Here is a 23,487-nt window from a genome sequence, read left to right on the forward strand (position 1 = left end):
CGAATGGGTCGAACCATATGAGCCTTTAAACTGTACGCCTTTCAGAAGCTCTCCGTCTGTTACGCCTGTGGCAGCAAAAATGGCATCATCGCCTTTTACCAGGTCTTCCATAAGAAGGACTTTATTAATATCGAGGCCCATCTTCAAGCAGCGCTCAGCCTCTGCGTCATTTTGCGGAAGAAGTTTTCCTTGAATCTCTCCGCCAAGGCACTTAAGGGCTACAGCTGCCAATACGCCTTCTGGTGCTCCGCCTGATCCGAACAGGATATCTACACCTGTCTCATCAAAAGCTGTATTAATGGCTCCAGCTACGTCCCCGTCATTAATTAACTTAATTCGGGCACCTGCTTCGCGAAGCTGGCTGATGATGTGCTCATGGCGCTCACGGTTAAGCACTGTAGCCACGACATCCTGGATATCTTTGTTTTTTGCTCTTGCGACCGCTTTCAAATTATCCAAAACAGAAGCGTTAATATCAATTTGTCCAACTGCTTCAGGACCAACTGCAATTTTGTCCATGTACATATCCGGAGCATGCAGAAGATTTCCGTGGTCAGCTACCGCAAGAACAGCTAAGGCATTCCAGCCGCCGGATGCAACGATGTTAGTGCCTTCAAGCGGATCAACAGCAACATCTACACGCGGGCCATAGCCTGTTCCAAGCTTTTCCCCGATATAAAGCATTGGCGCTTCATCCATTTCGCCTTCCCCGATAACGACTGTTCCCTTCATTGGCACCGTATCGAATACATCTCTCATTGCAGAAGTAGCGGCATCATCCGCTTCATCTTTTAATCCGCGGCCCATCCAGCGTGCTGATGCTAAAGCGGCACCTTCCGTTACGCGAACTAATTCCATTGACAAACTTCTTTCCATCGATTCTTCCTCCCCGGATTCTAAGGCTGGCAGCATGGCGAATGCGGACCGGGTCTTTACCGCCGGCACCGCAAAAGCCCGCCTTAATTTATATTTGTCTGCTGATGTCACTTAAGCTTTGGCCCAAGCAATCATCAGTCAGCTGTCAATATCTCAAGATGATGTTTCTCTATTTATGCGTTCTTCATTTGTTCCATTTCTTCTTTGCTCATTTCTTCGCGCCAGATTGTGGCACCAAGTCCATTCAGCTTTTCAACAAGATGGCTATAGCCTCTGTCGATATGCTCTAAGCCTGTGACTTCAGTAACTCCCTCAGCCATCAAACCGGCAATTACCAGTGCTGCGCCTGCGCGCAAATCGCTCGCCTTAACTTTAGCGCCCTGAAGCTGGATTGGCCCATTGATGATCGCCGAGCGTCCTTCAACTTTAATGTTGGCATTCATTCTGCGCAGCTCATCAATATGCTTGAAACGGGCACTATAAATGGTATCCGTAACCATGCTTGTCCCTTCTGCACCAGTTAACAGAGAAGTCAGCGGCTGCTGAAGATCTGTGGGGAAGCCAGGATAAACAAGCGTTTTAATATCCACTGCTTTCATTTTCTCAGCTGGCCCGACAAATACCTGGTCGTCGTTCGTTTCAACCTGAACGCCCATTTCGCGAAGCTTTGCTATTAGGGACTCAAGGTGATGGGGGATTACATTGTCAATCAGCACACCTTCTCCGGCCGCTGCACCAACGATCATATAGGTTCCCGCTTCAATCCGGTCTGGGATAATCGTATGCTGGCAGCCATGCAGCTGATCTACGCCATCGATGCGGATCACATCTGTGCCGGCACCCTTGATTTTCGCACCCATATTGGTTAAAAGCGTAGCAACATCAATGATTTCAGGCTCTTTTGCAGCATTTTCGATAATCGTTCTGCCTTTTGCCCTGACAGCGGCAAGCATGATATTGATGGTTGCTCCAACGCTGACAACATCGAGATAAATACGGGCTCCGCGGAGCTCATCGGCACGAAGGTAAATGGCTCCCTGCTCATTGGTCACACGCGCGCCAAGAGCTTCAAAACCTTTAATATGCTGGTCAATCGGCATTGGCCCCAGATGGCATCCGCCAGGAAGTCCAATAACCGCTTTTTTGAATCGGCCGAGCATCGCTCCCATTAAATAATAGGAAGCGCGTAATTTTTTCACTTTTCCGTTCGGCAAAGGCATGGAAATCATGGAAGAGGGATCTACTGTCATATCATTTCCGGAGAATTCAACAGTGCCCCCTATTTCTTCAAGCAAATCTTTTAGAATTTGTACATCCGAAATATCCGGCAAACCTTCAATTGTCACAGGCGATTCCGCTAAAATGGTAGCTGGAATCAATGCTACTGCACTATTCTTCGCTCCGCTGATCCGGACTGTTCCTTTTAATGGATATCCGCCTGCAATCATTAGCTTTTCCATTTGTAACTCCCTTCTAAGCCGTTGTTAAACACACATGCTGACATTTGACTTCAATATTTAAAAAATTGATAGCCCTTACACCAAAAGCTACACACTACTTTTCTAACCAATTCCGCCAGAAAATAGCCCCAGATTCTATAAGAAACCAAATAGGCTTGTCTATTTTTAATATCGGAAAAATAGTCTTTGGGAAAATATGCACTTACATATTATCATGTATCTGCATTTTGCAACATTGCAAGATGAATAAGGAACAATTTTCCATGTGTTTTTTACAGATTCCGACATTATCTTTATCCTATAGTTTACACGAAAAATCAAATCTCATGTATTGTATTCAAAAAAAGTTAAAATTAAGAAAGAAGCACTAAAAGCCGGGGTACAAGTGAAGGGGCTGGCTTTGCTCAAGAAAAACGCAAGCGCCTTGCCCACCCCCGACACCTCGAGGGGGCAGGCACTTGCGCTAGACAGCTCTCAAAGTACAAATAAACAAAGCCAGTTTCCTAGAGTTATTTTTCCGAAGAAAGCCTTATCCTCTTGAGTTCCAGTCTGCCAGGAATGCTTCGATTCCCTTATCTGTAAGAGGATGGTTGAATAATTGCTGGATGACTTTATAAGGAACTGTCGAGATATGGGCTCCTCTTAATGCAGCATCCGTCACATGCTGAGGATGTCTGATGGAAGCGGCAATGATTTCTGTATCAATGTCATGAATTGCAAAGATTTCTGCGATTGTGGAAATGAGATCCAGACCGTTATGGCCAATATCGTCCAAACGTCCAAGGAATGGAGAAACGTATGTAGCACCTGCTCTTGCAGCAAGCAGCGCCTGGTTTGCACTGAAGATTAAAGTTACATTTGTTTTAATGCCTTCTTTTGAAAAAGCACTTACTGCTTTTAGACCATCGGGGGTCATTGGGACTTTTATTGTGATGTTAGGTGCAATCGCTGCAAGCTCTCTTCCTTCTTTAATCATGCCTTCTGCATCAAGGGCGATAACCTCTGCACTTACTGAGCCTGGCACCAGGTCCGTGATTTCACGCAGACGGTCAGGGAAGGATACATTCTTTTCCTTTGCCACCAATGATGGATTGGTTGTTACTCCTGCTACTACCCCAAGGGCATATGCCTCTTTAATTTCGTCCATGTTTGCTGTATCGATGAAAAACTTCATAATAATCCCACCTTGTTTAATATTTTGATAATTAATGCTGCGGATATCTATGTATTATTAAATAAAGTTGTGATTCTGTAAAGCCTTACATTTGGATGCAGAAATTCCGCCAGCAGGCACTCAGCGAACCGCCGGATAAAATACAGGGAAACCGCCCCTAAATCCAGAAGCGGTTTCTTATGCAATGATATTAATTATGCTTTGTTTGAAGAACCGAACTCGCGCATTTTGCCGATTACAGTTTCTTTAATCGCTTCGCGTGCCGGTCCTAAGTATTTGCGTGGATCGTATACTTCTGTATCTGCTGCCAATACTTCGCGAACGCGTTTTGCAGAAGCAATTTGGTTTTCAGTGTTTACATTGATTTTTGCGGTTCCTAAAGAGATGGACTTTTGGATATCCTTTGTTGGAATTCCAGTTCCGCCATGAAGAACTAAAGGAACACCTGTAAGGCTTCCGATCTCTTCCATTTCAGCAAAGCCAAGGTTTGGCTCACCTTTGTATGGGCCATGAACAGAACCAAGTGCCGGAGCAAGGCAGTCGATGCCTGTGCGTTTTACCAGTTCTTCACATTCTTTAGCATCAGCATAAATAACGCCATCAGCTACAACATCGTCTTCCTGTCCGCCGACAGTTCCTAACTCTGCTTCAACTGAAACGCCTTTTGAATGTGCATATTCAACTACTTTAGAAGTAGTCTCAACGTTTTGTTCGAATGGATCATGAGAAGCATCGATCATAACAGATGTGAAGCCTGCATCGATCGCTTCTTTACATTTATCAAAACTTGAACCGTGATCTAAGTGGATAGCCACTGGAACGGTAATTTTGTAATCTTCCAGCAGTCCTTCAACCATCTTTACAACCGTTTTGAAACCGCCCATGTAGCGTGCAGCACCTTCGGAAACACCAAGGATAACCGGTGACTTTTCTTCTTCTGCCGCCTGCAGGATAGCTTGAGTGAACTCAAGGTTGTTTAAGTTAAATTGACCTACTGCATAGCCTTCTGATTTTGCTTTATTCAGCATTTCAGTCATAGAAACTAAAGGCATTTTTCTTCCTCCTTATTGATAATCGTTTAAGTTCATCAGACTAAATACTGTTAAAGTTTTCCCCTTAACACTATCGAATATGTACCCTTAAAATAGTCCGCTAAACAGATACGATCCTTTGGAATTCATCTGTTATCATACCAAAAAGGACTTAGAAAAGCCATTATTCCAGAGCGTTTTTGTTAATTGTCATAAAGCAAACGCTATCATTTTTATAGCGATGGAATTTCAGCTTAAAAACGGATAATTTTGGATTATTTCGAGTTAGGCACAGGCAAATATTTCTTTACCGCTGCCCTGATGTCATCGATATCGAATGGCTTCGCAAAGTGAGTAAGAGCTCCGAGATCCTTGGCCTCCTGAATCATATCGAGCTCGCCATATGCAGTCATGATAATGACGCGGATATCTTTATCCACCACTCTCATTCTTTTTAAGATTTCAATCCCATCCATTCCCGGTATTTTCATGTCGAGAAGAACAAGATCAGGCGAATGCTTGGAAACAATGTCGAGAGCCTGGACTCCATTGGCAGCCTGGTATGTTTCGTACCCTTCTTTCTGTAGTACCTCATTAAGCAAAATACGGATTCCGAACTGATCATCTACAATTAAAATTTTCCCTTTCATCAAGCCACCTCTTCCTGTCGTATTAAAAGCACTTAGGTTTAAAACCATACTGAATTATGACTGCAGGTCACTTAACTATACATTCTCCTACAGCTAATTTCTCTGTGAAACATGATTATTCCTGCTGGTTTTTGCAATTTCAAATGTGAATATTTTACCTTTTCCTCCCTTTTCACTATAATAGAACCGCTAAGTGCAGTGACCGAAGGAGTGAAATAATTGCTTAAGATGTTTTCTACCCAGCTGACAGGGCTGTTTAAAAGACTTCAGGAAAAAGAGGAGTTTTCCATCGAGGACAGCGCACGCCTATTGGCTCAAGCTGCCGCCGGTGATGGAAAAATATATATTTACGGTACTAAAGAAATGGCTGCCATTGGCTATGAAGCCGTTCATAGCCAGGAACCGCTTAGAGATGCAGCGATTTTGGAAAGTGATGCGAAAGTCGCAGAAACAGACAGAGTGATCATCTTCTCAAGACATTCAGATGACAAAGACGCTGCTGCTCTGGCAAAATCTTTGTCTGAAAAAGGAATTCCCTTTGTGGCTGTGAGCACAGTTAAGGCGGAAAACAATGTTAACATCTCTGATTTAGCCGATGTCCATATTGATTTGAAGCTTGCTAAAGGGCTCCTTCCTGATGAAGAAGGCAACCGCTTCGGCTATCCGGCATCCATGGCTGCTTTATTTGTTTATTATGGAATTAAGTTTACGATTGAAGAGATTTTGGCGGAGTATGAATAATAGATGAGCAGAATCAGCCCCCAATTTCGGGGGCTGCTGTCATTTTTCTAGTTTGTTCCTTATTGCTGAGCTGGCTTCTTTTGGTGCTTGATTACCTGTAATGGCACTTCCAACGATGACAACATCAGCAATACTATCCTTCAATTCCCCGATTGTTTTTTCTGAAATCCCGCCTGCAATAGCGACTTCGATATCATTTAACCCTTTAACAAGTCTGAATAAAGCGGGATCCGCTATAGAACCCTCTTTCTGCATATCCTTTCCTATATGGAGACAAAATAAGTCCGCTCCCAAATCATATAGGCTCTTAACTCTTTTGGCGTCCTTAATTCCCAGCAAATCAATCATAATTCTTTTATTAGCATCATTTGCAATCTCTAATGCCTGTTTGATCGTGCTGTTATGTGAAAAGCCCATCACAGTCATAACGTCCGCCCCTGCTTTAAAGGCCTGTTCTGCCTCATGTTTTCCTGCGTCACAAGTTTTCATATCCGCCACAATTGTTTTTTCTGGATAAGCAGCCTTCATTTCCCGAACTATCTTCATACCATATTCTTTAATAACGCCCGTCCCGATCTCAATCCAATCGATATTGTCACTAGTTTCATCTGCGATACGGAAACATTCCTGCTCGGTTAAGCGGTCAAGTGCAAGCTGAATTTTCACTTCTATTCTCCTTCTTTTAGAATTGTATTTTTATAAGGAAGCAGCCTGAAACAAAAACCACAGGAATACTTCCTGTGGCTTATTTTTCATATTAAACTCCTGAGTATGCCATAAAGCCGCCGTCAACTGGTACCGTAACACCCGTTACGAAACCAGAATATTCTTCGTCAGCAAGCCACAGCAGCACACCAAGCAAATCTTTTGGCTGGCCAAATCTTTTCATTGGTGTATGAGCAATAATTTTTTCTGATCTGGCCGTATGGGAACCATCTTCATTCAATAATAAATTGCGGTTTTGAGTTGTTAAGAAAAAGCCCGGTGCAATTGCATTTACCCTCAACCCTGTTTCTGCGAAATGCACAGCCATCCACATTGTAAAATTATTAATGGCTGATTTGGCTGCACTATAGGCAGGCACTTTTGTCATTGGCGAGTAGGAACTCATTGATGAGATATTAATAATGATAGGCGATTCCTGCTTTAGCAGTTCTTTGCCAAAAACCTGGCTGGCTAAAAAAGTCCCTGTAAAGTTGCTGGCAAATACATGGGAAAAGCCTTTCTCATCCATATCAAAGAAGGACTTCTCAGAAGAAGTCTCCGCATTATAGGTTTCTACAGATGTAATGGCATCCGGGTGATTCCCGCCTGCCCCATTAATTAATATATCTACCTGTCCAAAGTGGCTGATCACTTCTTCCCTTGCTTTTTCCAGGGATTCACGGTCTAAGACGTCTGCTGCAACAGCAATCGCTGTTCCCCCTGCTTTTTCAATTTCAGCCGATACTGCAGCTCCCTTTTCTGCCGTACGATTTAGAATCGCCACTTTCACCCCATGCCTTGCGAGCTCCCTGGCCATTTCCGAGCAAAGCACGCCGCTTCCGCCCGTAATCACAGCTGTTTTTGCATTTAAATTTTCATGTATTGGAAACATTCGCATTCTCCTTATTTCTCAGATTGATAGGCATCCCATAATCCGTGAAGATACATGATCCCAAGAGCCCGGTCATATAAACCATATCCCGGTCTGCATTCTTCACCCCAAAGATGCCGGCCGTGGTCAGGACGCACGTACCCCTCATATTGAATCTCTGATAACTCCTTGACGACCCCTTTAATATTGATGGAACCATCTGCTGTTAGATGAGAAGTTTCAATAAAATCGCCATTGTCGAATATCTTTACATTTCGGATATGTGCAAATGGTGATCTTGCGACAAATTTTCTTGCCAGGTCAACCATGTCATTTTGCGGATTAGCTCCTAGAGATCCTGTACAAAATGTAATGCCATTGGAGGGAGAGCTGGAAATAGATAGGAGTTTCTGCAGACTTTCTTCTCCGGTCATGATACGCGGCAGGCCAAAAATGGACCAGGGCGGATCATCCGGGTGGATTGCCATCTTGATGCCTGCTTCTTCTGCCACTGGCAGTATTTCCTTTAGGAAATACTGCAGGTTATCCCACAAGTCCTCTGCCGTTATATCCTGATACGCTGCAAATAACTCTTTAATCCGGGACATTTTCTCAGGCTCCCAGCCAGGAAGAGTCAAATCAGAAGCCTCGGAAACCGTTTTAATTAAATCCTGCGGATCCAGATTTTCCACTTTGTTTTTTTCATAAAACAATGCCGTTGAGCCATCTGGAAGTGCACGGTATAAGTCAGTCCGCGTCCAATCAAAGACAGGCATGAAGTTATAACAAATAACTTTAACCCCAAATTCACCCAGGTTCCGAATGGTTTTCTTATAATTTTCTATATGTAGGTCCCTTTCATTGTTTCCAAGCTTAATAGATTCATGTATATTAACACTTTCCACCACATCTGCATGAAACCCAAAGGACTTTATATACTCAACTTCCGATTTAATCTCATCTGTTTCCCAAACTTCCCCGACAGGTTTTCTGTGAAGGGCCCAAACGATTCCTTTCACATTGGGTATCTGTTTCACTTGTTCAAGAGTTACGGTATCATTATCCCTTCCATACCAGCGAAAAGTCATATTCATTTTCCGCCGCCTCCCTTAATTGCTTCGACATATTTTTCACAAAGTGCTTTTACCGACTCTTTGCCGCCGGCTTTGTAAGCCTTGTTTAAGTCACTTCCAATACCGGCTGCGACAGCGCCAGCTTCAAGCCACGCACTGACATTATCCAGATTCACACCGCCAGTGGGCATGATGCTCACCTGAGGCAGGGGTCCATTGACTGCACCGATAAATGATGGATCAAAGCGATTTGCCGGAAACAGCTTTACAATGTCACAGCCGTATTCGAGAGCTGTCACGATTTCAGTTATGGTCATGCATCCAGGAAGATATGGAATGCTGTATCGATTGCAAAGCAAGGCTATATCCTTATCAAAATGCGGACTCACTACAAATTCCGCCCCATTTAAAATAGCATGACGGGCTGTTTCCGAATCCAGAACTGTCCCAGCCCCGATTATACCGTCTGAGCCTCTTAAAGTCTGAAACACTTTTTCCGCCTCAGGTGTAGTATAAGTCACTTCAATAGCACGAAAACCTCCTGCTATGGCTGCCTCAGAAATTTCAATCGCTTCTTCAGGTGTTTTTCCGCGCACAACTGCAACCACTTTCGATTCTGTCAGCTGATTAAGTTTCTCTATTTTTAAGTTCATCTAATCTCCCCTTAATCGAAAACAATAACTGCTTTTCGAACCTGGTCAGGATTGTTCTCTACATATTGGAATGCTTCCTTCACTTCACTTATCGGAAAATGGTGGGTAATAAAACCGTTTGATTGAAGCTTTTCTGCATTCAGCAGAGATACAACCTTTTCAAATTGGTTTGTCTGAAGCCGTGAACCGACAATGGTTACTTCTTTTTTAGTGATTGGAAGCTGCGGAATGGATGATGGCCGTTCATCAAACCCCAGCACAACTACTGTGCCGGCAGGCGATACAAGATTTACGCCAAGCTCAAAGGTAGAAGGCAGACATACTGCATCAATCACAACATTTGGCCCTTCACCATCTGTCAATTCCAATACCCGATCTTCTACAGACTCTTCCGATGCATTAATAATTTCATCTGCCCCATTTTCTTTTGCAAATGCCAGTCGCTCCTGCTTCAAATCACTGATGATGACTCTTGCTCCCTGCAGCTTAGCCATTTTTAAAATGCATATGCCTATCGGGCCGCTTCCCTGGATGAATACAGTATCTCCTTCCTCAACGCCCCCGCGCCACACAGCTTGAGCTCCAATGGTGTAGGGTTCAGCCAATACGATTTCATCCCATTCTAAAGATGAATTCACAACATGAAGCTGTTTTTCAGGCAGTACGAAGAATTCCCGCAAGCCTCCATCTTCATGAACACCGAAAACAGATAATGACTGGCATACATTCGGGCGCCCTTTCCGGCATGCGTAGCACTCTCCGCAGTAGCGGATTGGCTCCACTACAACATGGTCACCAGGTTTCATTCCTGAAACATTTGACCCGACATCAACGACTTCACCAGCCACTTCATGGCCAGCAATTCTTGGATAAGTGGCAAGTGGATTTGTCCCATGGTAAATATGCATATCAGAACCGCATATTCCGACCCTTTTCACTTTCACCAGGACCTCATCGGGATCACTTATAACTGGTGCTTCTATATCAATAACTTCCATTTCCATTGCACTTGGAATTTGAACTGCTTTCATACTTTTACCCCCTATTCAAATAAACTCGGAAGGAACAGTGAGATTTGCGGCACAAAAGCCACAAGCATTAAGACTGCCAGACTGACACCTAAAAATGGCAGTAATTCTTTTGCTGTTTTCCCAATTGAGATCTTGCCAATTTGTGATGCTACGAATAGACATACACCAACCGGAGGCGTTACAAGTCCAATAACAAGGTTCAATACCATCATGACACCAAATTGAACCGGATCCATTCCGATGGAAGCCGCTACTGGCAATAACACCGGGAATAGGATGACTAGAGCCGCAATCGTCTCCATGAACGTTCCAACAAATAACAGCAGCAAGTTAATCAATAGAATAACGACAATTGAGTTTGAAGAGATCCCCAGTATTGCATCTGCAACCATTTGAGGAATCTGCTCACTTACCATAATCCAGCCAAACAGGTTGGCAAAGCCTACGAGAAGCATGATAGAAGCCGTACCTGTCATGGAAGAGAGCATAATTTCCGGAATTTTTTTAATTGGAAGCTCTTTATAAACGAAGATTCCAATGACAAAGGCATACAATACTGCAATGACAGAAGCTTCAGTCGGTGTGAAGTAGCCTCCGAGAATTCCATACATAATGATAACTGTCATAAATAGTGCCCAGAACGCTCCAGTGAAGCTTTTCCATATTTCCTTTAATGACTTTCTTTCCCCTTTGGGATAATTTCTTTTAACAGAAATAATATAGGTTGGAATCATTAATCCCAGTCCAAGTAATATCCCTGGCAGAGCACCGGCCAAAAACAGGTCGCCAATAGATACTGACGCAAGTGTCCCCACGATAATCATTGGAAGAGACGGAGGAATAATCGGGCCAACCGTTGATGAAGATGCCGTTACAGCTGCAGAAAAACCTGCTCCGTACCCTTCTTTTTTCATCGCAGGAATAAGAATAGCTCCTATACTGGCTGTGTCTGCCAATGCTGTACCTGAAATGCCTGCAAATCCCATTGAGGATCCTACATTTGCTAAGCCAAGGCCCCCGCGGATATGGCCGAAGCAATTATTTGCAAACTGAATGATGCGATCCGTAATACCGCCAGCATTCATTAAATTTCCTGCCAGAATAAACCCGGGAATACAGAGCAAAACAAAGGAGTTTAATCCTCCAAACATTTTTTGCGGAATGATGCTTAACGGGATATCAGCCAGAATTAAATAAAAAAGTGAAGACAGCCCAAGGCTGAATGCTACTGGCACGCCCAGGAATATCAGAATTATGAACGAGAAAAACAAAATGGCTGCCATCATAGCTCCCCACCACCCATTTGTGAATTAAAGTCTTCTTCATTTCGAATTAGCCTAATGATTTTGACAATTGAATACAATAATAAAAATGAACTCATGATAAATATTGCAGCGTGGATTACCGACATCTGAAAAGGCATTGTAGCTGAAGTCTGGTTTCCCCCTAGCTGTGTAAAGAACCATCCTTCTTTAACGAGAACCCCGCTTAGCAATATAATCAGCAAATAAATTCCAATTTCATAATAGCGGCGAAAAGCATGTGACATTTTTGCGAGTATCAGATCCACATTAATAAACTCGCCTCGAAGCAAAGCTAGCGGTGCCCCAAAGCAAATGGAGTATATAAACAAATATCGCGTAAGCTCTTCCGTCCAAATGGCTGTGTAGGGAAGATAGCGCGACATGATTTGGATGGTAACCACGATAATAACCCCTGAAAAACTCATAACAGTCAAGAAGGCTAATATTCGGTCAAGCCAAATTCGAATCTTCATGTTTTCATTCCTTCCTTTAATTAAAGGCACAGCTGGCAAAATAGTCAGCGGTGCCTTTAACTTGTTCCAATAAGACTATTATTCTACCTCTAGAATTTTTTCATAAAGCTCATACTGTTCCGGCTTAAGGCTATCTTTAATCGCAGGCTGCATTTTTTCACGGAAGGCATCCTGGTCAACATCAACAAACTCCATTCCTTCGCTTTCAAGCTCAGACTCTATTTTTGAAATTTCCTCATCATAAAGTTTTTCTCCAAATGCCTGTGCTTCTGCAGCTGCTTCTGTCACAGCTTTTTTCTGTTCATCATTCAGGGCCTCAAACTGCTTGTTCCCAATCAGGATATAAATCCATGAATATACATGCTCTGTACGGTTCACATACTTTTGAACTTCATATAATCCGCCGCTCTGAATTAAGTCAACCGGATTTTCCTGTCCTTTAATAACTCCTTGCTGAAGGCCAGTAAATACTTCATTGAAGTCCATAACCTGCGGCTTAGCGCCTGCAGCTTCCCAAACTTTCAGGAACAATGGAACATTTGGTACACGCATTGAGAATCCCTTCAAATCAGATGGTGCCTCAATAGGCTCACTTGAAGTCAAGTTACGTGGAGCGCGTGTATGATAATACAAAGGAGTCAAGCCAACTTTTTCAGTGATTTCCTTTTCAATTTCTTCACCGATTTCCCCTTCTACAACCGTTTTTACATGGTCAAGATCACGGAAGGCATACGGTACTGCCATTAAAGCAGCTTTAGGTGCCCAGTTTTGCATGGTTTCCCCTGAAATGACCATGTCAGCTGTACCCGCCTGAATGGCATTGATTGTATCTGTTTCTCCGCCAAGAGAGTTATTCGGGAAAATTTGAATTTCAATTTGCCCGTCTGTTTTTTCAGTAACCAGATCTGCAAATTCCTCAGCTGTTTTATGCCAAATGTGATTCTCGTCTGCCAAGTGGCCAAACTTCCACTTGATTACTTCTCCCTCTTGCTTCTCGCCACTTGCCCCATTAGAACCGCCAGAACCGCAGGCACTAAGCATCAAAGTCGCAGCTAAAACACCGGATAACCACTTAAATTTCATTGTTTTTCTCCCCTTTTTTTCTATAGATTTAGTTTGTTAAAAACTGATGTACCGTTGAAGCAATTGTGATCCCTTTTTCGAGATTTCTTTCTTCATTCATTTGTTCAATTTCACCTGTCACAAGAACACTTTTAAAACCGGGAGCTGGAGGGGCCTGACGGATTTCTGCCATCATTTGATCCATATTTCCCAGGAATGCTTCTGCATCCGTGAAGAATGCCGGATTAATTGCACAGAAATAATGGCCAAGCTTCCGCTTCTTATCCAGGTCTCCATACATCTTGGCTACATGCGGCCCAAAAGCTGCACCTGCAAGCAAACCTGAGAAGATATCGACAATCATTGATAGTCCATAGCCCTTAGGCCCGCCAAACGGAGAAAGTGAAACGACCTTGGAAGGATCTCTTACGGTTTCCCCATTCTCGTCCACACCCCATCCTTCTGGAATTTCTTTTCCTTCTTCTTTATATTGAAGAATTTTCCCCAGAGCTACATTCGATGTTGCCATATCCAGGATGAATGGTTTCTGTGTTTTTGCCGGAACGCCATAGGCAATCGGATTGGTTCCAAGGAAAGCATCTTTGCCTCCAAATGGCACGACAATTTTATCGGTATGGGTCATCGCAATTCCAATCAGGTTTTGCTCTGCCGCGTTTTGAACAAAATAACTAAGTGCCCCGCAATGGCTGCTGTTAATGGCTGTTACCATCCCCACACCATTTTCCTTTGCCATCTGGATGGCATGATTCATGGCTTCATCTGCAATGACATGTCCAAATCCGTCATCGCCATCGACTACCCCTGTCACAGGACCAGTTTTATTGAATGTAATCTCCGGATTGGGATTGATTCCTCCCGCATTTAGACGATTCACATAATGTTCAGTACGAAGTACACCATGTGAGTTAACATTTCTTAAATCTGCATGAACCAGTATTTCCGCAACTTTTTCTGCATGTTCATGTATCAAGCCAGCATCTGTTAATTTCTGAACTACTAGCTTCTCAGCTTCTTCATGATGAATTGTCACAGTAGACATAATGATCCCCCTACTCCAGGTTGGTATGTTTCTTGACCATTTCTTCGTTCGAATTTCTTTCTGATAAACTATCAACAATTGCAGCATCTAAGATGAGATGTGCGGCCTGATCAAACTGATTTCCCAGAGGCTGAATCGTATCCGGTTCTCCTGTATGGCGGTATTTTGTTGCCGCAGGAATTTGCATTCCCCCCGTAAAGCACGGCTGATGAATGGCCTCTTTATTAGTGGTTATTAAAAATACTTTTGCCCCCGCCCTGAAGGCGTTTTCAGAAAAACTTATTGTCTGTCCTGTTTTGGCTGAGCCAGATAAAACGATTAATATATCGTCTTTCTGAATGGCCGGTGTTGTTGTTTCTCCCAAAACATAGACCGTTTTCCCGCTATGCATGAGACGCATGGCAATCGCCTTTGCCACTAGGCCTGAACGACCTTCTCCAGTAAAGAAAAAACGAGCGTCACTCTTTAAAAGTGCTACGAAAGATTCGTATTCGTTCTTATCGACATGTGAGCATACTGCTCTCATTTCTTTGAGAATTGTAAAAATTGTATCCATTGTCCACCTCTTATCTTTCAACAATAAGGTCATTATTGATAAATGCGTTTACTTCATTTAGATAAGGAAGACCTTCATTATCTCCTGAGACGGTTGTAACCAGGGCGCCTACGCCATTCGCAAATTGAAGCAGCTTTTCCTTGCTGAAACCGTTCAGCCAGCCATAAACGTATCCTGCATCGAATCCATCTCCGGCTCCGACTGTATCAACTGGAGTCACACGGAAGCTCTCTGCCCGTGTCCAAATACCCTCCCGGAATAGCTTTGATCCATTAGCGCCATCCTTTAAGACCAAATCTCTGATGCCATATTCTCTGGCAAAAAGCGCAAGTTCATCTTCTTCTTCCATCCCGCTTATTAACCTGATCTCTTCTAACCCAGTCAGCAGGATATCAACATGCGGAAGAATGTCTTTATACGCTCTTCTCGCTTCTTCGATTGACCAAAGCTTCAGTCTGATATTTGGATCAAAGGAGATTGGAATCTTTTTTTGTTTTGCAGCTTCTATCACTTTAGCGGCAATTTCGATGTTCTTTGGATCAATAGCAAGGAAAACACCTGTAAGATGGACAAGATCTACATTTTCAAACAGTTCTTCCTGAATCATATCCGGTGTCAAAGTTAAAATAGGCGAGTTATACCGGTAATAGAATGTCTTGCCTGATCCATCCTCATTGATTTCCTTAAAGTTAAGTGATGTTGGGCAGCCGCTTACAAAATTCACACCCGATACATCTACGCCCTCTCCCCGAGCGAAGTTATATATGACTCTGCCAAACTCATCTTCCCCCAGCCGGCTAATCCACTTGCTGCCTAACCCAAGCCTTGCACATCCAATGGCAAAGTTGAGTTCTGCACCGCCCACCTTGCGTTCAAACTGGGTAACATATCTAAGTGGCCCTTTTACAGCTGGGTTCAGTGTTATCATGGCATCTCCGATTGTTAAAACTTTGAATGGTGATGACATTATTTTCTCTCCTAACACTCTATAAAGATTCCCGCTCAACTAAAGCAGGAGCGTATCTTTTAATCTCGTATACTTCCTCAAATCGAGGATTTCTAATTAAATCTAATAAAACAGAAGCGGCATCATTGCCAATTTCAAAGGTTGGCTGTTTGATGGCTGTTATCGGTGTTGCCGAGATTTCCAGGAAATCAGAATCATCTACAGCGATAACGCTTACATCTTCGGGAACTTTTAAATTCTTTTTTCTAAAAAATTTCAAAAGTTCAATGAGCGAAAGATCGTTTGTAGCAAAAAATGCCTCTGGTGTTTCTTGACTCATCCACATTTTTTCCAGTTTAGGGATAATGTCTTTTCGTTCTGCAGCAATAATCCAATCATCCTTTACAGGCAAATCATTTTGTTTCAGCTTTTTCTTGTATCCATTTATCCGTTCAATCCGTGGTGTCACTTTTTGGCTTAAGGACATGGATACCAGACCTATTTTCTTATGGCCTTTTTGGACGATTTCCTGAACGGCAATCTCAGCTGCTCTCTCGTTATCCAAAAGCAGTGTCGGATAAATAGCTTTATCAAGCTTTCTATCTACAAAAACAATGGGGAAATTTGAAAGCTTCAGCCGTTTATATTGATCTTCATTTCCGATGGTCGGAAAGATAATCAGACCATCAACTTGTTTAGCTAAAAGCATATCAATGTATGCACGTTCTTTTTCCGGATTATCGTCTGCGTTACAGACAAATAAATGAAATTCATTTTTTTCGCAGACATCTTCAATAGCCCTGATAATTTCTGTCGAAAACGTATGAAGTATATTGGCAACAATCACTCCGATGGTTGATGACTTCTTTTGCTTCAAACTTTTAGCTACGAAATTCGGGATATATCCCAGCTCGCGAATGGCGTCTTCAATTCGCATTTTAGTGGATTCCGCCATATACTCGTAGCGATTATTGATATACTGTGAAACTGTGCTCTTTGATACGTTTGCTTTTTGCGCAACATCTAACATCGTTATTTTTTTCATGTTGTACTATCCTCTCGCAAAACCGATTTAGTAAATCGGTTTAGTAAACCGGTTTAGTGAAAGTATAAATGAAAACCTTTTCAAAATCAATACTAAAATTTCTGAATTTTATTTTTTGCAGAAATCATTCGACAACGATCCGGACAAAAAAAACCCCTCCGAATCCGAAGGGATTTTAACACTTTATTATTTCTCACTAAATTTCAATGACGCCCCGACAAATTCACGGAATAATGGCTGAGGGCGGGTTGGTCTTGAGATAAATTCAGGATGGAACTGGGAAGCAACGAACCAAGGGTGATCCTTCACTTCGATGATTTCCACTAAGCGGCCGTCCGGGCTTGTACCGGAGAAGACAAAGCCTGCTTTCTCCATATCCTGGCGGTAGTGGTTGTTGAATTCATAGCGATGGCGATGGCGCTCATATACCACCTCATCCTGGTATGCCTCAAATGCTTTTGTATCTTCATTCAATTTACAAGCTTGCAGACCAAGTCTTAGAGTTCCGCCTAAATCCTCAATATCTTTTTGCTCAGGCAGAAGGTCGATAATTGGATGCGGTGTTTCAGGAGCAATTTCTGCTGAGTGTGCCCCTTCAAGACCCAGTACATTTCTTGCAAATTCAATGGAAGCCAGCTGCATGCCAAGGCAGATGCCAAGGAATGGCTTTTTGTTCTCACGCGCATATTGAATCGCAAGAATTTTCCCTTCAATGCCTCGGTCCCCAAATCCGCCTGGAACCAGGATTCCATCAACATCCTGAAGCAGTCCATTGACATTATTGCTGTCTACTTCTTCAGAGTTGATCCATTTGATTTCAATATCAGAATCAAAAGCATAACCCGCATGCTTTAAGGCTTCGACAACTGAAATGTAAGCATCCTGCAATTCAACATATTTACCGACAAGGGCAATCCTTGTTTTTCTGGAAAGGTTCAGAACCTTGTCAACCAGCTGTTTCCACTCGGTCATGTCCGCTTCTCCGCAATTCAGCTTTAAATGCTTGCAGACGATTTCATCAAGCTTCTGATCTTGAAGGGATAGCGGTATAGAATATAATGTATCCGCATCTGTTGCTTCAATAACTGCTTCTTTGTCGATATCACAGAATAGCGCAATTTTATCCTTCATATCCTGGGAAATTGGCATTTCTGTACGAAGAACGATTACGTTTGGCTGAATGCCAAGGCTTCTCAGTTCTTTAACACTGTGCTGTGTAGGCTTTGTTTTCATTTCGCCTGCGGCCTTTATATAAGGAACCAATGTACAGTGAATGTACATCACATTATCGCGGCCGATATCGCTCTTAATCTGACGGATCGCTTCAAGGAATGGAAGTGACTCAATATCCCCTACTGTTCCGCCGATTTCTGTGATGACCACATCAGAATTCGTTTCATGGCCTGCACGGAAAACTTTATCCTTGATTTCATTTGTGATATGCGGAATAACCTGCACTGTTCCGCCGTTATAGTCGCCGCGGCGCTCTTTTCTAAGGACGGTTGAGTAAATTTTACCAGTTGTTACACTGCTGTATTTAGTCAGGTTAATATCAACAAAACGCTCATAGTGGCCTAAGTCCAGGTCAGTCTCCGCGCCATCACCTGTTACAAACACCTCACCATGCTGGTACGGGCTCATTGTTCCCGGATCCACATTTATGTAAGGATCGAATTTCTGAATCGTAACCGTTAACCCTCTGTTTTTCAATAAGCGGCCAAGTGATGCTGCCGTGATTCCTTTTCCTAGTGACGAAACAACTCCGCCCGTAACAAAAATATACTTAGTCATGAAAAATTCCCCCTTGATATCAGTTTGTGCATAATGATGCTGGTTTAAAGACTTGATGATAAAAATTCTATTGTTCAGCCTCCGACTTTTCAGCAGAAGCTTATCGCAAAGGGATGGTTTAGCTCTTTTAAAAAGGCACATGGCCTATAAAAAAATAAAAAGCGCTCCTCTTACTTAAGTAAGTAAGGGAGCGCTATTAGCGTCTAAACAATCGTCCTTTTTTAAGGAGCCCAAAAAGTATTCTACAAGCCCTGAAACGAAAAGTCAAGATTATAAATCTTCTTCGTCTTCGTCAGCGTCGAGGTCATCTTCCTCAAGCTCTTCGTCCTCATCGCCGAGGTCGTATTCTTCATCTTTATCGATTATATCATCATCGTCTTCGAAGTCATCATCATCATCAAGATCATCGTCATCGTCGAGAAGATCGTCATCATCGTCTTCTGTCAGATCATCATCATCGAATCCGTCGATATCGTCGTAATCGATATCCTCTTCATCAAGCTCATCATAATCTTCAAGATCGAGATCATCGTCATCCTTTTTCTTCGCCTTTTTCTTCTTTGGCTTGATTACGGTAACGATTTCTTCTTCATATTGGTCAACTGGATACCATGAACGAAGGCCCCAGCGGTTATCGCCCAATCCGATAAAATGGCCATCTATATTTAAATCTGTATAGAACTGTGCAATTTTCCCTTTAACTTGTTCCTCTGAAAGGTTCATAAGTTTAGCCACTTCATTCATAATGTCATTAAAGGCCATTGGTTCTTTTTTGCTTGTTAGAAGCTCATAAGCCACTTCAATCAATGACATTTCCTGTAATTCTTCTTTTGAGAACTGTTCCAAACTCAATATCAGCACTTCCTTTCCTATGTAAACGCTCATTCTGCAGCGCAAATCACTAACTATTTAAGCTGAAGTTCCGCAGCTGTCCGTAAATGCATTAGGACAGCCTGCAAGAAGGCATATTCTTCATTATAAACAAATTTTTACGGTTTATGCCAGTTATATCTGCTGTTCTGCGTATTTTTATGCGATTTATTCTTGATTTTAACTATCTTAATAGGGCTTTGAATGATGTCCGTTAATTTCCGCTACGGGCACTTGCTTTCCGCGGGGAGGAACAGAGCTCCTCGGCTTCGCCTGCGGGGTCTCCCGATGACCCGCATCTCCCGCAGGACATTGAATAAGCTTCCTCGAATGAACACCGCACGAAGGAAATGCAACAGCATTTTCGAGGATCAAGTGCCCTCCGCTCCAATCAACAGGGTGCTGACTACACGTTTTTTACTATCACTGCCGAATCAAAAATGCCTTCACTTTTTGAATACGAGTGTTCGGATAAATTAATGTAACACATAAAGCTAATCTGCCCTTTTTCTCCTCCTGCGCTTTAACGGGCGATCCCATTTTTTATAGGCGAGCCAGGTGAAGTAGATGGAGAGCAGATAGAATGCAATGGCTCCCAGCTGTTTTCCATATAAGAAGTAGACTCCTGCAGCAGCTGCAAGGATGGCTATGTAGAGCAAGATTTTTTTCATTTTTTCACATCCTCAGGTTCCCCGAAGTGCAATGCTATGTATTGATTCCATTATATAGGATATGGATGTATTTTATATTAATTCTATGTTAAATAATAGTGCAGAAAACAAGGGCCTGCTGCTGCAGGCCCTGTTAATCCATTTGGTTTTTACATATTCCGCCGGTACTGTCCGCCTACTTCGTATAGCGCACGGGTGATTTGGCCGAGGCTTGCCGCTTTGACGGTTTCCATCAGCGCGGCGAAAATGTTGCCGCCGCTGACTGCTGTTTCCTTCAACTGTTTCAGTGCCTCTTCCGATTTGTCTTTGTTGCGTTCCTGGAAGCTGCGCAGGTTGCGAATTTGCGTTTCTTTTTCTTCCTTCGTTGCCCTTGCAAGCTCCATGTTGTTCATTTCATCCTCTGATGGAGGATTAGGATTCAAGTAAGTGTTGACTCCGATTATTGGAAGCTCTCCAGTATGCTTTTTCATTTCATAGTACATGGACTCATCCTGAATTTTGCCGCGCTGATATTGAGTTTCCATGGCACCGAGAACGCCGCCGCGGTCATTGATGCGTTCAAACTCTCTCAGTACCTGTTCTTCCACAAGATCTGTCAGCTCATCCACGATAAAGGCGCCCTGAAGCGGGTTTTCATTTTTCGACAAGCCATGCTCTTTTGTAATAATCATCTGGATGGCCATTGCACGGCGGACAGATTCTTCTGTCGGTGTCGTGATGGCTTCATCATACGCATTGGTATGAAGCGAGTTACAGTTATCCTGAAGCGCCATTAATGCCTGCAGCGTTGTGCGGATATCGTTAAAATCAATTTCCTGTGCATGCAGAGAGCGCCCTGAAGTCTGGATATGGTACTTCAGCTTCTGGCTTCTTTCATTTGCGCCATACTTATCTCTCATAACCGTTGCCCAGATGCGGCGCGCCACACGCCCAAGGACTGTATACTCCGGATCAAGTCCGTTGGAGAAGAAGAATGAAAGGTTTGGTGCAAAATCATTGATGTTCATGCCTCTGCTCAAATAGTACTCAACATAGGTGAAGCCATTTGCCAGTGTAAAGGCAAGCTGAGAAATCGGGTTTGCACCCGCTTCTGCGATATGGTAACCGGAAATCGAAACAGAGTAATAATTGCGGACTTTATGGTCGATAAAGTACTGCTGAATATCTCCCATCATTCTCAAAGCAAATTCCGTAGAGAAGATACAAGTATTCTGCCCCTGATCTTCTTTTAAAATGTCAGCCTGAACCGTCCCGCGGACAGTCTGCAGCGTGTTCGCCCTGACTTCTGTGAATTCCTCAGGTGTCAGCACGCGGCCAAGCTCCTGCTCTTTTACTTCAATCTGCTGTTCGATGGCCGTATTCATGAACATCGCCAAAATGATCGGTGCCGGCCCATTAATCGTCATCGATACAGATGTAGATGGATGGCACAAATCAAATCCGGCATAAAGCTTCTTCATATCATCCAGTGTACAGATGCTGACTCCACTTTCCCCGACTTTTCCGTAAATGTCCGGGCGGTAGTCAGGATCCTCCCCATATAAGGTTACAGAATCAAATGCTGTGCTCAGGCGCTTTGCGGCATCATCTTTGGACAGATAATGGAAGCGGCGGTTTGTCCGTTCAGGCGTACCCTCTCCGGCAAACTGTCTCTTCGGATCTTCACCCTCGCGTTTGAATGGGAAAACACCAGCTGTATAAGGGAATGAACCCGGCACGTTTTCTCTGTATACCCAGCGAATGATTTCTCCGTAATCCTTGTACTTAGGCAGTGCCACTTTTGGAATGGACAGCCCGGATAAGCTTTTTGTTTTTAGCACCGTCACGATTTCTTTATCGCGGATTTTTGTCACAAATTGTTCGCCTGAGTATTTTTCCTTCAGATCATCCCAGCCAGCAAGGATTTTCTTTGTTTCAGCAGTCAGCTTCTCTTCTGCCGCTGATTTAATGCCTTCAAGAGAAGCAATGACTTCTTCATTTCCTTCTTGTTCTTTTACAGCAAGCAGAGCCCCTTCCAGCTGGAACAGTTTGCGGGCGAGATCGGCCTGCTCCTCGGCTTTCTTGTGATAGCCGCGGACTGTTTCAGAAACTTCGCGCAGATAATAGCGCTGTTCATTCGGAATAATCACATTCTGCTTCTCAACTTTTGCACTTTTTGTAAAACTTGTCTTCCAGTCTGTGCCTGCTTTTTCATTAATCGTTTCCACAAGTGCAGCAAACACCGCATTTGTGCCAGGATCATTGAACTGGCTGGCAATGGTTCCGTAGACAGGCATGTCTTCCAGCTCTTTTTCAAATAGCATCCGGCTGCGCTGGTACTGCTTTTGCACCTGGCGCATCGCATCCTCTGAACCTTTGCGCTCAAATTTATTAATGACAATTAAGTCTGCATAATCGATCATATCTATTTTTTCAAGCTGGGAAGGCGCACCGAATTCGCTTGTCATGACATACATCGAAGCATCACAAATTTCCGCAATGCCGGCATCCCCCTGCCCGATTCCGCTAGTTTCCACAATAATCAGGTCAAAGCCCGCTGCTTTGACAACTGATATCGCATCCTGAATCGCAAGCGATAGCTCGCTGCGGGAATTTCTTGTTGCCAGGCTTCGCATATACACTCGCGGATTAAAGATAGCGTTCATGCGGATACGGTCGCCAAGAAGCGCACCACCCGTTTTTTGTTTTGTCGGGTCAACAGAAAGAATCGCAACTTTTTTCTCCGGGATTTCATTTATGAAGCGGCGAATCAGCTCGTCTGTCAGCGAGCTTTTTCCGGCACCGCCTGTACCCGTAATTCCCACAACAGGAACCTGCTTTTCGAGGGACTTCACTTTCTCCATGACCGGCTCAAGCGATGCTGCCGCTTCTTTGCCTACGGTTACCTGATGCTCAGCCAGTGTAATGAGCTTGGCAATCGCATTCGTTTCCCCATCCTGAAGCTTTTCAATCTGCTCGGATGCTTCAGCTGTGAACGTAGGGAAATCACACTCCTTGATCATTTGGTCTATCATCCCCTGGAGGCCGTATTGGCGGCCGTCTTCCGGAGAAAAAATCCTCGCGATTCCGTAGTCATGCAATTCTTTGATTTCCTTCGGGATAATGACACCGCCCCCTCCGCCATAAATGCGGATGTGGGATGCGCCTCGCTCCTTCAAAAGGTCATACATATATTTGAAGTACTCTACATGCCCTCCCTGATAAGAGGAAATAGCGATGCCCTGCACATCTTCCTGTATCGCAGCATTTACGACTTCCTCCACAGAACGGTTATGCCCGAGGTGGATGACCTCTGCACCGCTTGCCTGAATGATGCGGCGCATAATATTAATGGAAGCATCATGTCCGTCAAATAGACTGGAAGCCGTAACAAAGCGAATATGATTTTTCGGCTTATAGACTTCTGGATTGCTCATCGTTCTCCCCCTTGTCCGTAAGCGCAGA

General features: G+C 43.5%; 22 protein-coding genes. 1 reads left to right on the plus strand and 21 read right to left on the minus strand.

The genetic code is table 11. From position 1 onward, the window contains the following. The 5 genes from glpX to ACEQ1T_RS04485 form a co-directional block, all read right to left on the minus strand. Positions 1 to 876, minus strand: an 876-nt coding sequence (gene glpX, locus ACEQ1T_RS04465; protein WP_370221874.1) for a class II fructose-bisphosphatase, incomplete at its 3' end; no start/stop codon positions are given. 173 nt (positions 877 to 1,049) lie between these two features. Continuing rightward, positions 1,050 to 2,336 carry a UDP-N-acetylglucosamine 1-carboxyvinyltransferase gene (locus ACEQ1T_RS04470; RefSeq protein ID WP_370221875.1) on the minus strand — a complete coding sequence of 429 codons (1,287 nt, stop codon included), beginning with the start codon at positions 2,334 to 2,336 and terminating at the stop codon, positions 1,050 to 1,052. A gap of 529 nt (positions 2,337 to 2,865) precedes the next feature. Continuing rightward, on the minus strand, positions 2,866 to 3,510 hold the full coding sequence (gene fsa, locus ACEQ1T_RS04475; protein ID WP_206840761.1) for a fructose-6-phosphate aldolase: 645 nt from the start codon (positions 3,508 to 3,510) through the stop codon (positions 2,866 to 2,868). 194 nt (positions 3,511 to 3,704) lie between these two features. Next, the gene (locus ACEQ1T_RS04480) at positions 3,705 to 4,562 is read right to left on the minus strand and encodes a class II fructose-bisphosphate aldolase (protein ID WP_019380596.1); all 858 of its coding nucleotides are present in this window, start codon (positions 4,560 to 4,562) and stop codon (positions 3,705 to 3,707) included. Between the two features lie 254 nt (positions 4,563 to 4,816). Beyond that, positions 4,817 to 5,194, minus strand: coding sequence for a response regulator (locus ACEQ1T_RS04485; RefSeq protein WP_206840763.1), 378 nt, complete (start codon positions 5,192 to 5,194; stop codon positions 4,817 to 4,819). 216 nt (positions 5,195 to 5,410) lie between these two features. Here ACEQ1T_RS04485 and ACEQ1T_RS04490 point away from each other — a divergent pair, with 216 nt between their 5' ends. Next, a complete protein-coding gene (locus tag ACEQ1T_RS04490) occupies positions 5,411 to 5,932 on the plus strand; it encodes a DUF2529 domain-containing protein (RefSeq protein ID WP_370221876.1) in 522 nt (173 codons plus the stop codon). Positions 5,933 to 5,971: 39 nt separating this feature from the next. On the opposite strand, the gene hxlA is transcribed toward ACEQ1T_RS04490, so the two are convergent. The 16 genes from hxlA to icmF all read right to left on the minus strand — a co-directional run bounded on the left by hxlA (position 5,972) and on the right by icmF (position 23,459). Continuing rightward, positions 5,972 to 6,598, minus strand: coding sequence for a 3-hexulose-6-phosphate synthase (gene hxlA / locus ACEQ1T_RS04495; RefSeq protein WP_370221877.1), 627 nt, complete (start codon positions 6,596 to 6,598; stop codon positions 5,972 to 5,974). Positions 6,599 to 6,689: 91 nt separating this feature from the next. Further along, positions 6,690 to 7,529: an SDR family oxidoreductase gene (locus tag ACEQ1T_RS04500; protein ID WP_370221878.1), complete on the minus strand. Its 840-nt coding sequence runs from the start codon at positions 7,527 to 7,529 to the stop codon at positions 6,690 to 6,692. A gap of 11 nt (positions 7,530 to 7,540) precedes the next feature. Beyond that, positions 7,541 to 8,602 (minus strand): mannonate dehydratase, encoded by a 1,062-nt coding sequence (gene uxuA / locus ACEQ1T_RS04505; RefSeq protein ID WP_370221879.1) that lies wholly within the window; start codon positions 8,600 to 8,602, stop codon positions 7,541 to 7,543. Further along, positions 8,599 to 9,234: a bifunctional 2-keto-4-hydroxyglutarate aldolase/2-keto-3-deoxy-6-phosphogluconate aldolase gene (locus tag ACEQ1T_RS04510; RefSeq protein WP_206840773.1), complete on the minus strand. Its 636-nt coding sequence runs from the start codon at positions 9,232 to 9,234 to the stop codon at positions 8,599 to 8,601. The genes uxuA and ACEQ1T_RS04510 overlap by 4 nt, the downstream gene beginning before the upstream one ends. Before the next feature lie 11 nt (positions 9,235 to 9,245). Beyond that, positions 9,246 to 10,265 carry a zinc-binding alcohol dehydrogenase family protein gene (locus tag ACEQ1T_RS04515; protein ID WP_370221880.1) on the minus strand — a complete coding sequence of 340 codons (1,020 nt, stop codon included), beginning with the start codon at positions 10,263 to 10,265 and terminating at the stop codon, positions 9,246 to 9,248. Between the two features lie 11 nt (positions 10,266 to 10,276). Then, on the minus strand, positions 10,277 to 11,551 hold the full coding sequence (locus ACEQ1T_RS04520) for a TRAP transporter large permease (protein WP_370221881.1): 1,275 nt from the start codon (positions 11,549 to 11,551) through the stop codon (positions 10,277 to 10,279). Further along, the gene (locus ACEQ1T_RS04525) at positions 11,548 to 12,042 is read right to left on the minus strand and encodes a TRAP transporter small permease (RefSeq protein ID WP_206840778.1); all 495 of its coding nucleotides are present in this window, start codon (positions 12,040 to 12,042) and stop codon (positions 11,548 to 11,550) included. The genes ACEQ1T_RS04520 and ACEQ1T_RS04525 overlap by 4 nt, the downstream gene beginning before the upstream one ends. Before the next feature lie 78 nt (positions 12,043 to 12,120). Continuing rightward, positions 12,121 to 13,125, minus strand: coding sequence for a TRAP transporter substrate-binding protein (locus ACEQ1T_RS04530; protein WP_206840780.1), 1,005 nt, complete (start codon positions 13,123 to 13,125; stop codon positions 12,121 to 12,123). A 28-nt stretch (positions 13,126 to 13,153) separates the two neighbouring features. After that, positions 13,154 to 14,164, minus strand: coding sequence for an ureidoglycolate dehydrogenase (gene allD, locus ACEQ1T_RS04535; RefSeq protein ID WP_370221883.1), 1,011 nt, complete (start codon positions 14,162 to 14,164; stop codon positions 13,154 to 13,156). A gap of 10 nt (positions 14,165 to 14,174) precedes the next feature. After that, on the minus strand, positions 14,175 to 14,720 hold the full coding sequence (gene hxlB / locus ACEQ1T_RS04540; RefSeq protein WP_370221884.1) for a 6-phospho-3-hexuloisomerase: 546 nt from the start codon (positions 14,718 to 14,720) through the stop codon (positions 14,175 to 14,177). Between the two features lie 10 nt (positions 14,721 to 14,730). After that, on the minus strand, positions 14,731 to 15,687 hold the full coding sequence (locus tag ACEQ1T_RS04545; protein ID WP_370221885.1) for a sugar kinase: 957 nt from the start codon (positions 15,685 to 15,687) through the stop codon (positions 14,731 to 14,733). Positions 15,688 to 15,706: 19 nt separating this feature from the next. After that, positions 15,707 to 16,711 (minus strand): LacI family DNA-binding transcriptional regulator, encoded by a 1,005-nt coding sequence (locus ACEQ1T_RS04550; RefSeq protein WP_370221886.1) that lies wholly within the window; start codon positions 16,709 to 16,711, stop codon positions 15,707 to 15,709. 186 nt (positions 16,712 to 16,897) lie between these two features. Then, positions 16,898 to 18,502: a CTP synthase gene (locus tag ACEQ1T_RS04555; protein WP_206840790.1), complete on the minus strand. Its 1,605-nt coding sequence runs from the start codon at positions 18,500 to 18,502 to the stop codon at positions 16,898 to 16,900. A gap of 270 nt (positions 18,503 to 18,772) precedes the next feature. Then, complete coding sequence (rpoE, locus tag ACEQ1T_RS04560; RefSeq protein ID WP_370221887.1) at positions 18,773 to 19,354, minus strand: DNA-directed RNA polymerase subunit delta; 582 nt, start codon at positions 19,352 to 19,354, stop codon at positions 18,773 to 18,775. Positions 19,355 to 19,866: 512 nt separating this feature from the next. Further along, complete coding sequence (locus ACEQ1T_RS04565) at positions 19,867 to 20,043, minus strand: hypothetical protein (protein ID WP_206840794.1); 177 nt, start codon at positions 20,041 to 20,043, stop codon at positions 19,867 to 19,869. Between the two features lie 149 nt (positions 20,044 to 20,192). Beyond that, entirely contained in the window at positions 20,193 to 23,459 is a 3,267-nt protein-coding gene (icmF, locus tag ACEQ1T_RS04570) for a fused isobutyryl-CoA mutase/GTPase IcmF (RefSeq protein WP_370221888.1), read from the minus strand. Positions 23,460 to 23,487 lie beyond the last annotated feature (28 nt).

The sequence above is a fragment of the Cytobacillus sp. genome, from assembly GCF_964223445.1.
GTDB lineage: Bacteria > Bacillota > Bacilli > Bacillales > Cytobacillaceae > Cytobacillus.